15 protein-coding genes are annotated in these 16,125 nt (G+C 42.7%); 6 read left to right on the top strand and 9 right to left on the bottom strand.

Features of this window, described 5'->3' with window-relative positions:
* The 6 genes from FN961_RS03550 to rlmN form a co-directional block, all read right to left on the bottom strand.
* Nucleotides 1–621, bottom strand: a complete 621-nt coding sequence (locus FN961_RS03550) for a tetratricopeptide repeat protein (protein WP_143563174.1) — start codon at nucleotides 619–621, stop codon at nucleotides 1–3.
* Nucleotides 622–633: 12 nt separating this feature from the next.
* Nucleotides 634–1,908 carry a histidine--tRNA ligase gene (hisS, locus tag FN961_RS03545; protein ID WP_143563173.1) on the bottom strand — a complete coding sequence of 425 codons (1,275 nt, stop codon included), beginning with the start codon at nucleotides 1,906–1,908 and terminating at the stop codon, nucleotides 634–636.
* A 174-nt stretch (nucleotides 1,909–2,082) separates the two neighbouring features.
* Nucleotides 2,083–3,198, bottom strand: a complete 1,116-nt coding sequence (ispG, locus tag FN961_RS03540) for a flavodoxin-dependent (E)-4-hydroxy-3-methylbut-2-enyl-diphosphate synthase (protein ID WP_143563172.1) — start codon at nucleotides 3,196–3,198, stop codon at nucleotides 2,083–2,085.
* A 77-nt stretch (nucleotides 3,199–3,275) separates the two neighbouring features.
* The gene (locus FN961_RS03535) at nucleotides 3,276–4,232 is read right to left on the bottom strand and encodes a RodZ domain-containing protein (protein WP_143563171.1); all 957 of its coding nucleotides are present in this window, start codon (nucleotides 4,230–4,232) and stop codon (nucleotides 3,276–3,278) included.
* On the bottom strand, nucleotides 4,232–5,020 hold the full coding sequence (gene pilW, locus FN961_RS03530) for a type IV pilus biogenesis/stability protein PilW (RefSeq protein ID WP_143563170.1): 789 nt from the start codon (nucleotides 5,018–5,020) through the stop codon (nucleotides 4,232–4,234). The genes FN961_RS03535 and pilW overlap by 1 nt, the downstream gene beginning before the upstream one ends.
* A 33-nt stretch (nucleotides 5,021–5,053) precedes the next feature.
* Nucleotides 5,054–6,175 carry a dual-specificity RNA methyltransferase RlmN gene (rlmN, locus tag FN961_RS03525; RefSeq protein WP_143563169.1) on the bottom strand — a complete coding sequence of 374 codons (1,122 nt, stop codon included), beginning with the start codon at nucleotides 6,173–6,175 and terminating at the stop codon, nucleotides 5,054–5,056.
* A 230-nt stretch (nucleotides 6,176–6,405) separates the two neighbouring features.
* Here rlmN and FN961_RS03520 point away from each other — a divergent pair, with 230 nt between their 5' ends.
* Complete coding sequence (locus FN961_RS03520; RefSeq protein ID WP_143563168.1) at nucleotides 6,406–7,494, top strand: CNNM domain-containing protein; 1,089 nt, start codon at nucleotides 6,406–6,408, stop codon at nucleotides 7,492–7,494.
* Nucleotides 7,495–7,601: 107 nt separating this feature from the next.
* A complete protein-coding gene (locus FN961_RS03515; protein ID WP_143563167.1) occupies nucleotides 7,602–9,341 on the top strand; it encodes a bifunctional metallophosphatase/5'-nucleotidase in 1,740 nt (579 codons plus the stop codon).
* 305 nt (nucleotides 9,342–9,646) lie between these two features.
* Here the strand turns inward: FN961_RS03515 and FN961_RS03510 are convergent, their stop codons facing one another.
* From FN961_RS03510 to FN961_RS03500, 3 genes are all read right to left on the bottom strand, one after another.
* Complete coding sequence (locus FN961_RS03510; RefSeq protein ID WP_143563166.1) at nucleotides 9,647–10,153, bottom strand: GNAT family N-acetyltransferase; 507 nt, start codon at nucleotides 10,151–10,153, stop codon at nucleotides 9,647–9,649.
* A 210-nt stretch (nucleotides 10,154–10,363) separates the two neighbouring features.
* Complete coding sequence (locus tag FN961_RS03505) at nucleotides 10,364–10,666, bottom strand: NrfJ (RefSeq protein ID WP_143563165.1); 303 nt, start codon at nucleotides 10,664–10,666, stop codon at nucleotides 10,364–10,366.
* Between the two features lie 143 nt (nucleotides 10,667–10,809).
* Complete coding sequence (locus FN961_RS03500; protein ID WP_143563164.1) at nucleotides 10,810–11,031, bottom strand: DUF3820 family protein; 222 nt, start codon at nucleotides 11,029–11,031, stop codon at nucleotides 10,810–10,812.
* Nucleotides 11,032–11,549: 518 nt separating this feature from the next.
* Between FN961_RS03500 and FN961_RS03495 the strand changes: the two genes are divergently transcribed.
* The 4 genes from FN961_RS03495 to FN961_RS03480 all read left to right on the top strand — a co-directional run bounded on the left by FN961_RS03495 (nucleotide 11,550) and on the right by FN961_RS03480 (nucleotide 16,114).
* A complete protein-coding gene (locus tag FN961_RS03495) occupies nucleotides 11,550–12,293 on the top strand; it encodes an AAA family ATPase (protein WP_143563163.1) in 744 nt (247 codons plus the stop codon).
* A complete protein-coding gene (locus FN961_RS03490; RefSeq protein WP_143563162.1) occupies nucleotides 12,253–12,684 on the top strand; it encodes a CopG family transcriptional regulator in 432 nt (143 codons plus the stop codon). The genes FN961_RS03495 and FN961_RS03490 overlap by 41 nt, the downstream gene beginning before the upstream one ends.
* Nucleotides 12,685–12,926: 242 nt before the next feature.
* A complete protein-coding gene (locus FN961_RS03485; protein ID WP_185972713.1) occupies nucleotides 12,927–14,351 on the top strand; it encodes an ABC transporter substrate-binding protein in 1,425 nt (474 codons plus the stop codon).
* A complete protein-coding gene (locus FN961_RS03480; RefSeq protein WP_143563160.1) occupies nucleotides 14,348–16,114 on the top strand; it encodes a GGDEF domain-containing protein in 1,767 nt (588 codons plus the stop codon). Before FN961_RS03485 ends, FN961_RS03480 begins: the two co-directional genes overlap by 4 nt.
* Nucleotides 16,115–16,125: the final 11 nt, after the last annotated feature.

Raw genomic sequence — 16,125 nt, 5'->3', positions numbered from 1 at the left:
TTATGCCTTATTCAAATTATCTAGCTTCATCTGTAGCGCAGGACTTGCCGTTGCTCCACCGTTATCCACGGCAGCTTGATAAGCCGCTTTAGCTTGTTCAGCATCACCTTTACGAACCAAGAAATCGCCTTTAAGCTCATCTCTTTGTGCGGTAAAAGCAGGATCTGATACTTGCTCTAGTGTCGTGATAGCAATCGCGAGCTGGCCTTGTTCAGCCTGAACACGTGCCAATCGAATGGTCGCGACCATCACTAAGCTAGTATCAGCAGCTGTGGCAATCACACTTTTCAGTGTGCTTTCAGCTTTATCTAAATCACCCGCTTCTACAGCTGCTTTAGCAACAATAAGCGATAACAGAGATTGATAACCTTTTTGGTTGTAGTCTTTGGCAAAAGTTTCGGCTGCTGCAAGCATGCCTGCTTCTGTCATCGCTGGGGCGCTCATCGCTTGAAACGCTTCTGAGGCTAACTCAGCCTGAGCAATTTTATGTTCAGAATAATAATTCCAACCAAATAAACCGCCTAAACCAACTACTGCACCAACGACAATCGAAGTTCCATAATCTTTCCAGAACTGTTTGATAGCATCTACTTGTTGTTCTTCTGTGCTATAAATTTCCACGCAATCTTCCTCTTAAATCTGCTTTGCGATATAAGTTGCTAAACCATCACGTGCAACTAATTCTTGTTCTTTTTTCTCGCGAAGGTACTTAACTGCAACTTGGTTATTGGCAATTTCGTCATCACCGATAACAAGCGCAATTTTGGCACCACTTTTATCCGCGCGCTTCATCTGTTTCTTGAAGTTACCGCCGCCACAATGACTCATAACCCTAAGGTTAGGCAACTCACTTCGTAGCGATTGAGCAATTTTTATCGCTTCAATCTTACTTGCATCACCCATCGCCGTCACATAAACGTCGACAGTTGCAGGAATATCGCTAGTTAACTCTAATGTTTCGAGCATCAATACGATACGCTCTAATCCCATAGCAAAGCCGACAGCCGGTGTATCTTTACCGCCTAACTGCTCTACTAATCCATCGTAGCGTCCACCTGCAAGTACAGTACCTTGTGAGCCTAAACTCGTGGTAACCCACTCAAAAACGGTGCGATTATAATAATCTAAACCGCGTACTAAGCGAGGGTTGATGACGTATTGGATGCCAACAGCGTCTAAGAGTTCACATAAATGTGAAAAATGTGTCCGAGACTCTTCGCCAAGGAAATCCATCAACTCAGGTGCATCGACTAATAACGCCTGTACATCAGGGTTTTTAGTGTCTAAAACACGCAGTGGATTGGTGTACATACGACGCTGACTTTCTTCATCAAGTTGCTCTTTGAACTGCTCTAAGAACTCGATAAGCGCGCTGCGGTATGTCGCACGTTCAGCAGGATCACCTAAGGTGTTAAGCTCTAGCGTCACATGTTCTGTGATACCAAGCTTCTCCCAAAGACGGGCTGACAACATTAGCACTTCAGCGTCGACATCAGCAGAACCGATACCATAAACCTCAACACCAAACTGGTTAAATTGACGGTAACGACCTTTTTGAGGACGCTCATGCCTAAACATAGGACCCATATACCAAAGGCGCTGCTCTTGGTTATATAGCAAGCCATGCTCATTACCCGCACGTACTGTCGATGCGGTGCCTTCCGGACGAAGCGTCAGACTATCTCCATTACGGTCATCAAAGGTATACATCTCTTTTTCAACGATATCAGTAACTTCACCGATTGAACGCTTAAACAGATCTGTACTTTCAACGATTGGCGTACGAATTTCGCTGTAACCATAAGCGGCAACAGTGTCTCTTAATACGGTCTCTAGTTTTTGCCATAGAGGACTTTGGGTAGGCAGAATATCATTCATTCCGCGAATAGCTTGGATCTGTTTTGCCACAGTATAGACTCGTCCGATTTAACTATAAATTTAACAGCGCCGTGCAGTATATCTCATATACCTAAGCTACCTCAAGGTGCGCATTTATGAGCGCTTATTGGATAGCTGAACAAGGCTGTTTTCAACTCACAAAAAAACGCCGAGACAGGCTCAGCGTTGATAAATGATTCTTGGTTATTTGCTTAAATCTTGTACTGGAATACGCGCATTGATAATGGACGCTTTCGCTCTGATCTTAGCTTCGAGTGAGTCGACAATATTATCATTATCAAAGCGCTCTTTTTGTCTAACACCATCATCGAAGTAGCCACTTTTACGGTTACCACCAGTCAAACCAATGTCTGAGACTAGGGCTTCACCTGGACCATTGACCACACAACCAATAATGGAGACGTCCATGGGCGTGACAATATCTTCAAGGCGTCGTTCGAGTTCATTCACTGTGCTTATCACATCAAACTCTTGACGAGAACAAGATGGACAAGCAATAAAGTTGATGCCCCGTGAGCGAATACGCAGGGACTTGAGAATATCAAACCCCACTTTAATCTCTTCGATAGGATCTGCGGCAAGAGAGATACGTAAAGTATCACCAATACCTTCAGCCAGCAGCATACCTAGGCCCACTGCAGACTTCACAGAACCTGCGCGTAACCCACCCGCTTCAGTGATACCTAAGTGAAGTGGCTGTACTATCTGTTTTGCCAGTAAGCGGTAGGCTTCGACGGCAAGAAACACGTCGGAGGCTTTAACACTCACCTTAAATTGATCAAAGTTAAGTCTATCGAGAATGTCCACGTGGCGCATCGCTGATTCTAGCAAAGCTTCAGGCGTGGGTTCTTTGTACTTATCCATCAAATCTTTTTCTAAAGAACCGCCATTGATGCCGATTCGAATAGGAATATTCTTATCTCTGGCACAATCAACTACACTTTTAATGCGAGATTCATTGCCTATATTGCCCGGATTAATACGCAAGCAATCGACACCATATTCAGCCACTTTAAGGGCAATACGATAATCGAAATGGATATCGGCAATGAGGGGAATATTGGTTTGTTGCTTAATCAGTTTGAACGCTTCTGCTGCATCCATTGTCGGCACTGAAACACGGACAATATCCGCGCCAACAGCCTCAAGCGCGCGAATTTGTGCAACCGTCGCCGCGACATCTGTCGTTAGGGTGTTTGTCATTGACTGAACCGCTATTGGTGCACCATCTCCAATAGGAACATCACCAACATAGATGCGGGTTGAAGCACGTCTTTTAATCGGGTTTTCGTTGTACATCTTGTTTACTCTATTTGTCTATTACTCGCTGATGCCGTTTGGTACAACATCATTTAATCTTCGCTTTGAGTTTGGATCTACTCGGAAAAAGGAAGACTGAATCTGGCGACTCGCCCGTTAGGATAATCAGCTAAACTCACGTTTTCGTCGTTTAACGTAATGCTGACCGCCTGAGGTGCGCCTAAAGTGAACTTAAACGGTTCACGTCCTGTCACATCAAGTTTGCTGCCCGCTTTTTCCAAATCATTAATCAAAGTCTTACCATCGGCATCAGTCACATTAATCCAGCAATCCGCGGTTAACGTTAAACTGAGTGTTGACTCACCAGTAGCAAGCTCAAGGGCTTGTTGAATAACCGCTGGTTGCGCTCCTTGACTAAGACTCGCACTTGCAATAGCAGGTGCGCGTGTAGTCACGGCATCTGCATGCGCTATATCTAAATCATCAATGCTTGAGGTTTCAATGCCTGTGCTCTCGATACCAGAGTCTCGTTCCTTGTTTGGATCAGGTAACGCTTTAGTTGAAAAAGACTCAGGAACCGAATTATCCATCTCTTCCACCGTGGGCTGTGAAAAATCAACACTCGCTTGAGTATCCGACTTTTGTACCCACCATAAAACAAGCAGCGCTAATAGGATAAAGACAATAGCATAGGTAACGAACATTAAACGCCCATCACTTGCCTGACGAGTCGTTTTGCGGGAAAAACTTTGCATTTCAGGCTCTTTGGCCTCTGGGAATTGAAGTTCTATGCAAGTTTGTAGCGCTTCATTATCAACTTCAACAAGACGCGCGTAATTTTTTACATAGCCTTTCACGTAAATAGCAGAAGCTATCTCGTCGAATTTATTTGCTTCAATATCATGGACAATACAGGGCCGCAAATGTAGCTGCTCTGCAATATCATCAACACTTGCCCCTTGCTTATTGCGGGCATCTTTTAACAGGGATCCAATACTTACTTGATCGGATGTGTCATGAGTTTCATTACTGTCTGCTGCATCCTTGAGCATATCGACTTTTTTATTTGTCATCAGTGCATACTGGCTCGATATCGCTTAGCCTCATTAGATGAGGGAAACTTGGCTAAAAGTAATATGCCAAACCTTCTGGCTTCATCTTCATCGTTCAACGCTCGCTCTATCGTCACACCTAAGATTAAACTCTCGGCAGACTGGGCGATAATACGATGGTAACGCGCGAGTTGCGCGCGAGCATCGAGATAATTATCTTGCTCAATCTCGATCTCTGTTAATTCAATTAACGTGCTTTGACTTCTGGGATTATACTTGAGCGCGATACTAAAATACTCACGGGCTTTATTAATCTCACCCGCTTTGCGGCTGCAGATCCCCAGATTTTCATAACTGTCGCCGGCTCGGGTATATTTAGGCATTTTTACAGCCCGAAGAAACATCTTCTCAGACTCTTTAAATTTATCTTGTTGGCAGAGAAACACACCAAAGTTATTGAACCCGTCACCGCTGGCATCACTGGCATTAATCGCCTTTCGATAAGACTTTTCAGCATTATCAAGATCACCCACAGTTTGATAATAATATGCCATCGAAATATGCACATCTTCAATATTGGGCGCGAATTTAATCGCCTTATCTAAATTGTATTTAGCTTGTTGGCTATTACCTCTGCGCAAATAGGTAAGCCCTAATTGAGCACGCTTTTGCGCAGCCAGTACATTATCAAACGGCCTTTCAGAAACAGGCACGTCGGTACCACTATAAGTACTTTGTGAAACACAACCCCCCACCATACCCGTACTGAGTACGATAAGAGTGATGATTTTGGGCAGTCCATGCTTCATTAACAAGCCTATCTATCTAAAATATACAATGAGTTAGTTTATTGTGACCGATATTTGACTATCTTGCATGCGTTTTTTCGCTAAACGCTTAGTTCTGTCTCTAATATCACCGGCTAACTGTCCACAAGCCGCGTCAATATCGTCTCCACGAGTCTTACGGACTATCACTGTTAGGTCATATTCCATCAATACTTTGGAGAAACGATCGATACGTGAATTTGAAGAACGACCGTAAGGTGAGCCAGGATATGGATTAAATGGAATTAAATTAATCTTACAAGGCGTATCTTTCATTAATTTAGCAAGCTCATGCGCTTGATCAGTACTGTCGTTGATATGATCTAACATCACATACTCAACCGTCACACGTCCACGGTTTGCATTCGATTTTGCGATATAACGACGAATACCAGCTAAAAACTCCTCTAAAGGATATTTTTTATTCACTGGTACAAGCACATCACGCAGTTCATCATTTGGCGCATGGATACTAACAGCCAATGCTACATCTAGCGCATCACCCAGCAAATCCAACGCAGGAACAACACCAGATGTTGATACCGTAACACGACGTTTTGAGAGGCTAAAACCAAAATCATCCAACATGATATCCATCGCTGGGATCACATTTTTAAGATTAAGTAGTGGCTCACCCATTCCCATCATAACGACGTTAGTAATAGGACGTTCGCCAGTATCTTTAACGAAACCGATAAAATCTGCGACACGCCAAACTTGTCCAATAATCTCAGAAACCGTCAAGTTACGATTAAATCCCTGTTGCGCTGTTGAGCAGAAAGTACACTCCAACGCGCAACCAACTTGAGAGGAGACACACAAGGTTGCTCTGTCACCTTCAGGGATATAAACCGTTTCGATTTCCTGACCTTGCCCAACATTAATGGCGAATTTAATGGTGCCATCTTCAGATTTTTGAAAGCTTGAAATTTCTGGCGCAACCACCTCACAGCGAGCACTCAGCTTGGCACGTAAGGCTTTATTGATATTAGTCATCGCCTCGAAGTCACTCACACCAAAATGATAAATCCACTTCATCAATTGATCGGCACGAAACGGCTTTTCACCCATTTCAGTGAATAATGCTCTTAACCCTTTACGGTCAAGATCCAATAAATTGATCTTCTTCTCACTCATTTTGACTAACCTCAACACCTAATACACGCCACAGGGCGGCGAATTATACAGACAGAACCCTATTTTAGCTAGTTGTGATACTCGCCGCACTTATATTCATTGCTAAGATACTCCCTTTCCAGCTGCTATCCCATAAAATATGTTTAATACTCCACTTGGTAGGAAACGGGTGGTAATTAATGTTAGAATCACGCCGGACTAATATTGGTCCGCAAATATAATTCCATTACATGATCACCCTCATCGTTATTGTTTCTGTTGCTATTGGCGTTTCTTTCCTTTGCAGCGTGTTTGAAGCCGTTTTACTCTCTGTCACTCCAAGCTATATTGCAAACTTGGTTCACACCAATCCAAATGCAGCTAAACGCCTTGGAAAACAGAAAGAGAATGTCGAGTCTCCACTGGTCTCTATTCTGACCTTGAATACCATTGCCCACACAGTTGGTGCAGCTGTTGCTGGTGCACAAGCAGCAAAAGTATTCGGTAACGATATGCTGGGTGTATTTTCTGCAGTATTGACTTTCTTGATCCTATTTTTCTCAGAAATCATTCCAAAAACCATAGGTGCAAACCATTGGCGTAATTTAGCGCCATCAGTTTCTGTTGCGCTACTATGGATGGAAAGACTCATGTTCCCGTTGATTTGGATGTCACAACAAGTGACACAACTCATGGGTAAAGGGGATGAAGGTCAGTATATTCGTCAAGAGATGAGTGCAATGGCTAAAATAGGCCAAGAATCTGGTGAGCTCGATGAACAAGAGTCAAAAATTCTGACTCAGATGTTATCGGTAAAAGAGATGCCAGTTACAGCTATCATGACACCAAGAACCGTCATGTTTAGTTTGCCAGCTTCGATGACTCAGGAAAAATTCTCCCAGCTGCATAAAGCTTCACCATTTTCCCGTATTCCAATTTTTAATGAAGATCCAGATGATGTTATTGGTTATGTTAACCGTGACAGCATTTTACTTGCCGAACGTAAAACGCCAAATGCGACTATCGGTGAGCTGAAACACAATTTAATTGCTGTACCTGAAACGGCAAAAATATTGCCACTATTCCAGCTACTCACAAAGCGTAATACTAAAATCGCGATGGTTGTGAACGAATATGGTACTGGTGAAGGTATTGTCTCTTTAGAAGATATTATCGAATCACTTTTAGGTCTGGAAATTGTTGATAGCAACGACCCAGTCACTGACATGCAGCAACTTGCTCGCAGGTTATGGAAAAAGCGCATGACAGATAAAGGGATCACCTTCTCCGACGATGGCGAGTTTGACTCCTATATCCAGACGCCAAAATCTGACTCTTAATTTGAAAGAGTCATGACAACACCGAAAGGGAAACGTGAGTTTCCCTTTTTTGTTGCCATCGCCCAGTGTACAATCCACAGCTGTTCGCCCTAAAAGATACCCTTCCCATGTCTACTCGTTACGCCCTTAAACTTGCCCACATTAACGACACCCACTCTCACTTCGAGAGCAGTAGTGTCCGCTTCAACTATGAAGATGAGGGTAAGTCTTACGACATCTATAGTCACAGCGGCGGGTATGCAAGGATCAATTATCAGGTCGACAATGCCAGAGAGCAGGCTCTTGACGCTAAACAAGCGTTTCTATTTCTTCATGGCGGCGATAGCTTCCAAGGCTCCCTCTATTTTAGCCAGTTCAAGGGAGCCGCTAACGCTCACCTACTCAATCTATTAAAACCTGACGCCATGGTCATTGGTAATCACGAGGTCGATGCCGGCAGTGAACCCATTCTTGCTTTTCTCGACAGCATTCAATTTCCGTTACTCGCGGGGAATATGGATCTGAGTCAGGAGATCAGCACCAAAAAAAGTGCACTTAAAGGACATAAGAACCTTTATGACTATCAGCATGAGCAGGGAATGGCAAAGGTCATCATTAAGCCTTTGCAAAATAAACAACTGGCTATCATTGGGATTACGTTAGATCAAATGGCCGAGATCGCACGTCCGGATCCCGACACCCATTTCGTCAATGCGATTGAAACAACCCGCAAAACCGTACAACATTTAAAGTCAAACGGGATTGACCATATCTTAGTCTTGAGCCATTTAGGCTTTGACCAAGACAAAGTGTTAGCAGAGCAAGTTGATGGGATAAGTCTAATTGTCGGTGGCCACACTCATACATTGCAGGGCGACTTTAAAGAGTTTGGACTCAGTGTAACCCCATATGGCGTGAGCGTTAACAACACGCCAATCCTACATGCGGGTAAGCACGCAGAGACTATTGGCCTTGCAGACATTGAGTTTAATGCGCAGGGCCAAGTCACGAGTCTGACTGGCCATAATTACTTTATGTTAGATAGCCAATTTATTCTCGAATCTAAACATGATGTCACCCAAGGTGTGTACGACAAGGTGCATGAGCATCTAAAACAGCACCCAGGTATATTATGGGACAATGAAGATACGGCGATAACGAAAGTGATTAATACACAATACAAACCCGCTATTGCAGCCCTTGAGCAGCAAGTGTTGGGATTTGTGCCTAGAAACTTGGTTCACACCCGCCTGCCCAGTAAAGCACTTCCTCACGGCAGTGAAATCGCTCCTTGGGTCTGTAAAAGTATCTATCACGAATCGAAGCGTCAGCTCACTAGAGTCGACTTTGCCCTTCATAATGCCGGTGGTGTCAGGCAATCTCTCAATAAAGGAGAGGTCACACTTGCCTATGTCATTGGGCGGCTACTCCCCTTTGACTTACCGTTAGTTCACTATGAAATCCAAGGGCTTCACCTTTTTGCCGCCATAGAATCAGCGATCAACTCAGCAACCAATAACAGTGTCACAGGCACAGGTGCTGGCAGTTTTCCCTACACTTATGGATTGAAGTATTGTTACGATGGAAGAAAGCCATTAGGCGAAAGAATCTTGTCTCTGGAAGTGTTCGATAAAGACGGTATTTCATGGATTAGTGTCGATAAGCAGGCTACTTACTTCGGTGTTTCCTCAGCTTATACGGTTTCAGGCAAAGAGGGTTACACGCCTTTATTACAAGCGGAAACTCAAGAACCGATCGAAGATCTCACCCTCCCCCTTGCCTTTATTCGTTACCTGCAAAGAGAGCAGTCACAGCTCGAAGAGACGTTGATTCCACACGTTCATTACACCAGCCACTTAACATTCTAAGCGGTATCTAAAGAATAGAACCTAAGAGTTATACCAATGACATTAAGTATCTGTTCATTCAGCGGGAATTCAAAGCGCTGAAGGCAAGGCGGATGATTGAAGCTAATAGTTATTCTATATCTAAATCATTCAACACAGCATCCAGGGCTTTGAAACCCGCCCTACGGGAGGCTCTCAAACATTCCACTTCTGCTTTGCATTGACTTACAAGGGAATAGCCATTCTTTCATCAATGCGCCTTGAATTGAAAAGTTTGAGCACCTCTGAATTGATAACATATTTAATGTAATTGGTATTAGTATTGGCTACAGCTCTTTTTCCATCAAAAAGCCCATGATGATCCGCCCAAGCTTCTCTTGATAACTTTTGTGGCGTAGTTTAAACCCCCGAGAAAGAAACAGCGCCTTAGAAGCTTTGGATGCATCCACTGACAAAGCTGAAAAACCTTGTTCACTCGCCCAGTGTTCTAACGTCTCATATAACTTATGTGCCACGCCCTTTCCCTGATAATCAGGATGGACATACAAGCTATCGATATACCCTTGACTGTAAAACTGCGTTTCAACATTGATAAAGCCACAGCATCTCGGCTTACCGTTAACAGAACAGCTTACATCTAACACCACCCAAGCCTGACTACGACTCAAACGTTTATTCCAGTGGTACGACGAACGGGGAGCCGCAGACCAAGCAGACTTATCATCACAGGAATACACGTCATCATCGAGATGGTGAATCGACTCATGGAAGATATTGCTTACCGCCGTGGCATAACACTTACTGTATGGGAGAACTGTAAAACTCGATGGCATGGGTGATGGACTAGGCAACGATTAATGGAGGGATTGTATCGAGATCAAATACCAATGTCATCGACTTCAACAATATCTGCAAAGGCAGAAAAAATAGATCACTTTCTCATTCTAATTGGTACGTGACATAAAAATGGTGGCGATTATCAGATAATCCAGCCACCATATATCACGCTTTTTTTGACAGCCACTAAGCCATCAAAGACAGGCTTATTTCTTATCGATACGGCCAACAAATAGAAGCTCATCGAATGTACGGTTCAAGGTCTTACTTGTGAAATCATTCATCCACATCTGCTCTTGAACGACAACTTTGTCACCTTTACTGATCTCAATTTGTGGACCAGCAGCCCAAAAAGTCTTATCAGACTCTTTAATCTGAACATAAGTGTAGCCACCGCCATTCATAGTATCGATAACAATACCTTCATGCATTACACCCTGCGCCCATGCACTAGAGATACCCAAAGCCAGTGTTGCTACAGCCAGTAGTTTTGCAAGTTTAGCGATCATTGTCTGTTCCTTTATCTTTTAATACTGAATTTATACAATGAAATCATTAAAGCATGCAGCACAGAATAAATCTCTAATAAACAAACCAAAAGCTGGAGTAATATCCATCTTTTAGATCAAGATCATAAAACCAGAAACAAAAGCTAATTTCTTGGAACTTTAAGCAGAGGCTGCAGCATACCCTCTAATCCATTGAGCTTAATCTCGTACATTAAGGCAAGCTGCTCACCCAACTTCCCCTCTGGGAACCCTTTCGAATGAAACCAGACAAGATAGGGTTCAGGTAGTTCCAGTAACTTACGGCCCGCATACTTACCAAAAGGCATCTTCTGGTTAATCGCCTCTAACAATACCTGTTCATTCATATTCATTTCCAACACGGATGTTCTCGTTCCGAGTAGCTTAACCAATCAAGCGATGATCTCAAACAAGATATCTGAAAATCTTAACTTGTCTCCTCGCTGTGACAAGTATCCATAAACTGTCACAACATTTCACAGACATGAACTGTAAACTCAATATCACAGCTAAAGTCATTATATCTTTTTTCAATAACTAACCACTTAGCTAGCTTAGTTAGTAATAACCAAAACTAAATTTACATCTATACCCTCCATAATCTCCCAAGATAAAATCAATTCACCAGTGTAAAATTAACATTTAAGCAACTAACAGACTGATTATGTTGCATTAATCACAAGTACATTTATTTAGCACCTCGAAGGTCAAAAAGGTAACAAATGAGTCATTATGTCAATTTAACGGCGTCAGATAAAAACGATAAAAACGATAAAAACGTCAAAAATCATACAGTTGACCTATATATCATTTATATCTAAATTGATAGCTAGACAACAAAATCCATTGACTTGAGGGGATAGAGATGATCATTCTAGTGGGAGGTGAAAAAGGGGGCAGTGGTAAAAGTTGTATTGCTCAAAACATAGCCGTGTTTTTAACAACTGACTGTGGCGCTTCTGTCATTATGGTTGATTGCGACCCCCAAAGGACCACATCAGATTGGATTCAAGCGAGGAATAACAACACAAGCCTAGCCACAATTAACTGTGTGCAACTTTACGGAAAAATTCGTAATGACCTGCTCAGTCTCGAACAACATTATGATTTCGTCATTGTTGATTGCGGCGGGCAGGATAATTTAGCACTCAGAGCCAGTATGTCAGTGGCTTCTCATGTACTTATGCCACTGAGGCCGAAACGCCGGGATCTTAAAACAGTCAATCATATGGATGATATTGTCGCCACTTGTATGATGATCAACCCCAAGATGCGCGCGTCATTTGTTATCACTCAGTGCCCGAGCTTACCCAGTCAAGCCAACCGTATTTTAGAGGCAAAAGAGGTCTGCAGAACTTACGACATTAATGTATTAGATGCCATCAACTATAACCGTAACATCTTTGATGACAGTGAAGAATCTGGTTTATCGGTTATCGAAATAGATCCAAAAGGAAAAGCGGCATCTGAGATGAGAGCCATTGCATGTGAAATGTTAGATGCGAAAAATGCCACTGAGATAAGAAATCGTATCGCCACGGCTAAAATGAATAACACGAGAGGTGACTATGGGTCTGGCAGATCTCAAGAAAAACTCTACGCCGTCTAATACTGGGCGAACTCACATAGCAAGACACCAACACATCAACATTGAAGACTTTATTGATGAAGCCACTCACTACGCTGCTGGATTGACCCTAGTAACGAATGAAATGGTTGAGGCTATTGCACCTCCCTCAATCGTGAATACTTCGGAGTCTCTAAACCAATTACGCGCCATAGATGAACGAGTGAATACGATACCTGAGACACGAAAAACACGAGAGCCCTATCGAAAAGCCACATTTACATTAAGCGAATCTGCGATCTCTCACTTGGCAGAGCTAGCCAGTGGGTGTGACATGGCAAAATCTAAATTAATACGATCGCTGATTGAACATCATTATTCTCTCAATAAACAGGAAGCCCTACAAAAGGAGAGTTCAATTATTCACGACTAGCACTACCGTTTCTCCCACCCTTTTATACTGGCAGATACAGTTTCGACCTAAGCAGTAACTTTTGCCCTGCCAGTACTTTTTTTATACAAAACACAATCAGTTGCCCCCCTTTGCGCAATCAAATCTCCCTACTTAGTATGAGTAAGCGATAGAATTGAAGTATTACCTATACAAATACGCAACATAATAGTATTAATATAATCAAATAAAGTGGTAAAGCGGAGTAATATCACGTGTATAAGGTGTTTAACAAATTTATAACCTTTTTGTTCGCTTTTCATTTTTCCGTGAGTTACGCGCAGTTTTCACTCGACCAAATTCCCGACATAGAAAACAAGCAAACACTCAATTTAGTCGCAGAAACCGGATTTTGGACAGTACATCTCAAGGAGAACATGTTACCTAAATTTACCGAGCAGACCGGAATAAAGGTAAATGTCATCACCACCTCGCTTGATAAGATGTATTCGCTGCAAACAGAGTCGTTAATCGAAGGTTCTGGCCGATATGATTTACTGACGATGGAGGCTGGTTGGGCAAAAGAGTGGGCTTCTAAAGGATTAACCGTTCCCCTATCTGAACTTGCCAACCTCTACGATCCCAGCGGTGAAAGAGGAATCAACAACTACCTTGAACCCTACTACCCCTCTTTATTGAATATTCTCTCCTACCATGGCGAGATCTACGCAATCCCTTATAACAACTATGTGATGGGCAATCACTACCGAGCCGATCTGTTTGGCCACCCAAAAGAAAAATTCAACTTTAACGTTAAATATGGTTACCCTCTTGGGCCCCCGACCAATATGGATGAACTCAAAGATGTCAGCGCTTTTTTCACGCGCACTAAAGGGGAAGAATTAGGAGGCAAGATACTGGATAAACCCTTTTACGGCATCGCCTTAATGTCAGGAAATCGTCCACATATCAATGATGAGTTTTCATCGATTCTTTGGAGCCTAAATGGCTACTGGATGAAGCCCGAATACGATCAGGAAAAAAAGATAAAGCTATTCCAGCTCCCGCGTAATAACAACGAACTTATCCGCACCGCCAATATCTACCAAGACCTTAAGCACTTTGCCTACCCTGCAGATGAAAACTTTGCTTTTAAAGAAGCCTCTGACGCACTCGCTAACGGTAATGTCGCCATGTGGCCTTTTGCCTATAACAACCTATGGAATGCCTCTTTTAAAGTCGAATCAAATATCTCAGGGGCTAAATTAGCTGTAACTCAAGTACCTGGAGGCAAACCATATAATGGCGCTTACGCCTTTGCCGTCGCCTATGATAGCCTTAATCCTCAGGCTGCTTACTGGTTATTAAAATACATGGGTTCTTATGAAGCTCAGCACGCTTATGCATTAGGCGGAGGCAACCCTTGCAGAGTTGATGTCGCCACAGCGCCAGAGTTTCAAACTGAAGAGTTGCGCCACATAGGAGGCGCATTTAGTTCTAGCCACAAAGCCAATATGACCTGGTCAACTGAGGTGCTCAATTATGGTCATTTTACCAGCACAGCAATGGGGGACATCTACCCTGAGCTGAGTAAAAGCAGTTTTAGGCTATCAACTAATAGTGATATCCCCTCTGAAACATCTAAGCTAATCAACAAGATTGAACAGATTCAAAACCGTTATGGTGAAATACCAGTGGTAAAAAGATGAGACTAAAAAAACCTTTAGGCAGTTTAAAAGATAAATTAAGATTATTGTTGTTCATCACAATATTGCTCACGCTTGCAATCGGATTAACATCGATTGGTTTATCTCAAAACCTGCAATACAAGCTGGATCATTTAATCAATAAAGATGTCAGCAAAATATTGTATGCGTTAGAACTATCTAAGGACAGCCAAGAGCTAGAGCTGATCACTGTAAAGCTTAAAAGCTTCAGTACCGACAAACAACGTGTCGAACTGCTCAATAAACTGTCGGAACAATGGGTTGAGATTGAAAAAAAGCTACTGACACTGATAAATTTAGAGGATGATAAAACACAAATCCAGCAGCTTCATAATCACCTAGACAGCATAAAGTTAGCCACTGAGCAGATCCCACTTTTAGAGCAACTTACCGAAATAGCTCAGGAAGCTCAGATACAAGCTAGCCACCTTCACCTCAACATGAATCTAATCGAAAAAGGGTTTTCCCGCGCCATATCCAATGAGCTAACACAGCTAGATCAAATGGCTAATACGCAACTCAGCCAACAGAAATACACTCAGCTGCAGCAATCGATTGATGACCATAGGGAATTATCAGATTTCTTGCACAAGGGCGTACAGGTCTTCAGGCTAGCTGCAGAGGTAGATGAAGGAGCGGATAACCACATCAATAATCAATTACAGCGGGAGACGATGCGCCATTACTTAGCGCTAAAACATCACTCAATCTCCTCTGTTACCGCCTCAGAGATAAAACAAGACTGGCTTTCACAAATACGCCCTAATTTAATTGGCCCTTCAAACCTGTTCATTTCAAGTAGAGATGCATTGAATAGTAGTCGAATTGCCAATGTGCACTTAGAGATACAAGCGGAAGCCGCTGCAGAGATTGCACTTTTTTCATCAGTATTAGTAAAGCGAGTAGAGCAGCAAGTGGAAGTCGAAGGTCGGCAATTAAAAAATGACAGTATCGCCTTTGTTATTCTGGTATTTTTTGCAGGTGTTCTCTACACCTTTCTTATCTGGCTAACCAACTGGCACTTTATCGCAAAAGGCATTATTCAACCAGTAATAGCAACCAGTAATGCCATGCAAGCTATCGCAAATGAAAAGCAAAATGCGCCATTGCCTCAAGCCGATAATTTAGAACTACAGCAGATGGTGACCTCTTTAGAAACACTAAGAAGTTATGCCGCACAAGTGAAGTCAATATCAGAGATTGATGGCTTAACTGGGGCTTACAATCGACGCTTTTTCGACCACAAATTAAGCCAAGCATTAACTTCAGTTGTCCATTTAGACCCGTTTATCTCCATCATACTGTTCGATGTCGATAATTTTAAGCAGTTTAATGATCGATATGGCCATGTTACTGGTGATCAGTGTTTGAAGCGTATCACCAAAGCAATAAAAAATATGCCTGAGATGCAAGGGCAAATATTTGCCAGATTCGGTGGGGAAGAATTTATTGTTTTCCTAACTTCAACAGACAATAGAATTGCCAGCCTAATTGCCGAACTCATGCGCAAAGAGATCGTTAAACTCGCTATCCCTCATGCAGACTCACTACACCAGCAAATCATCACCATCAGTGTCGGGGTCAACACCATCAGCTCAGATATTGGAATCACAGTGGAAGAGTTAATCCACCAGGCTGATCTGGCACTTTATCAAGCCAAAGCATCAGGGAAAAATACGATATACCCAAACTACTTAGAAGTACAGGATCCAACCTGTCGAAAAGTCACAGAGTTTAAGGCATGACATAACTAATT

The sequence above is a fragment of the Shewanella hanedai genome (assembly GCF_007197645.1).
Lineage (GTDB): Bacteria > Pseudomonadota > Gammaproteobacteria > Enterobacterales > Shewanellaceae > Shewanella > Shewanella hanedai.
This window is presented reverse-complemented; position numbering and strand designations above follow the sequence as displayed.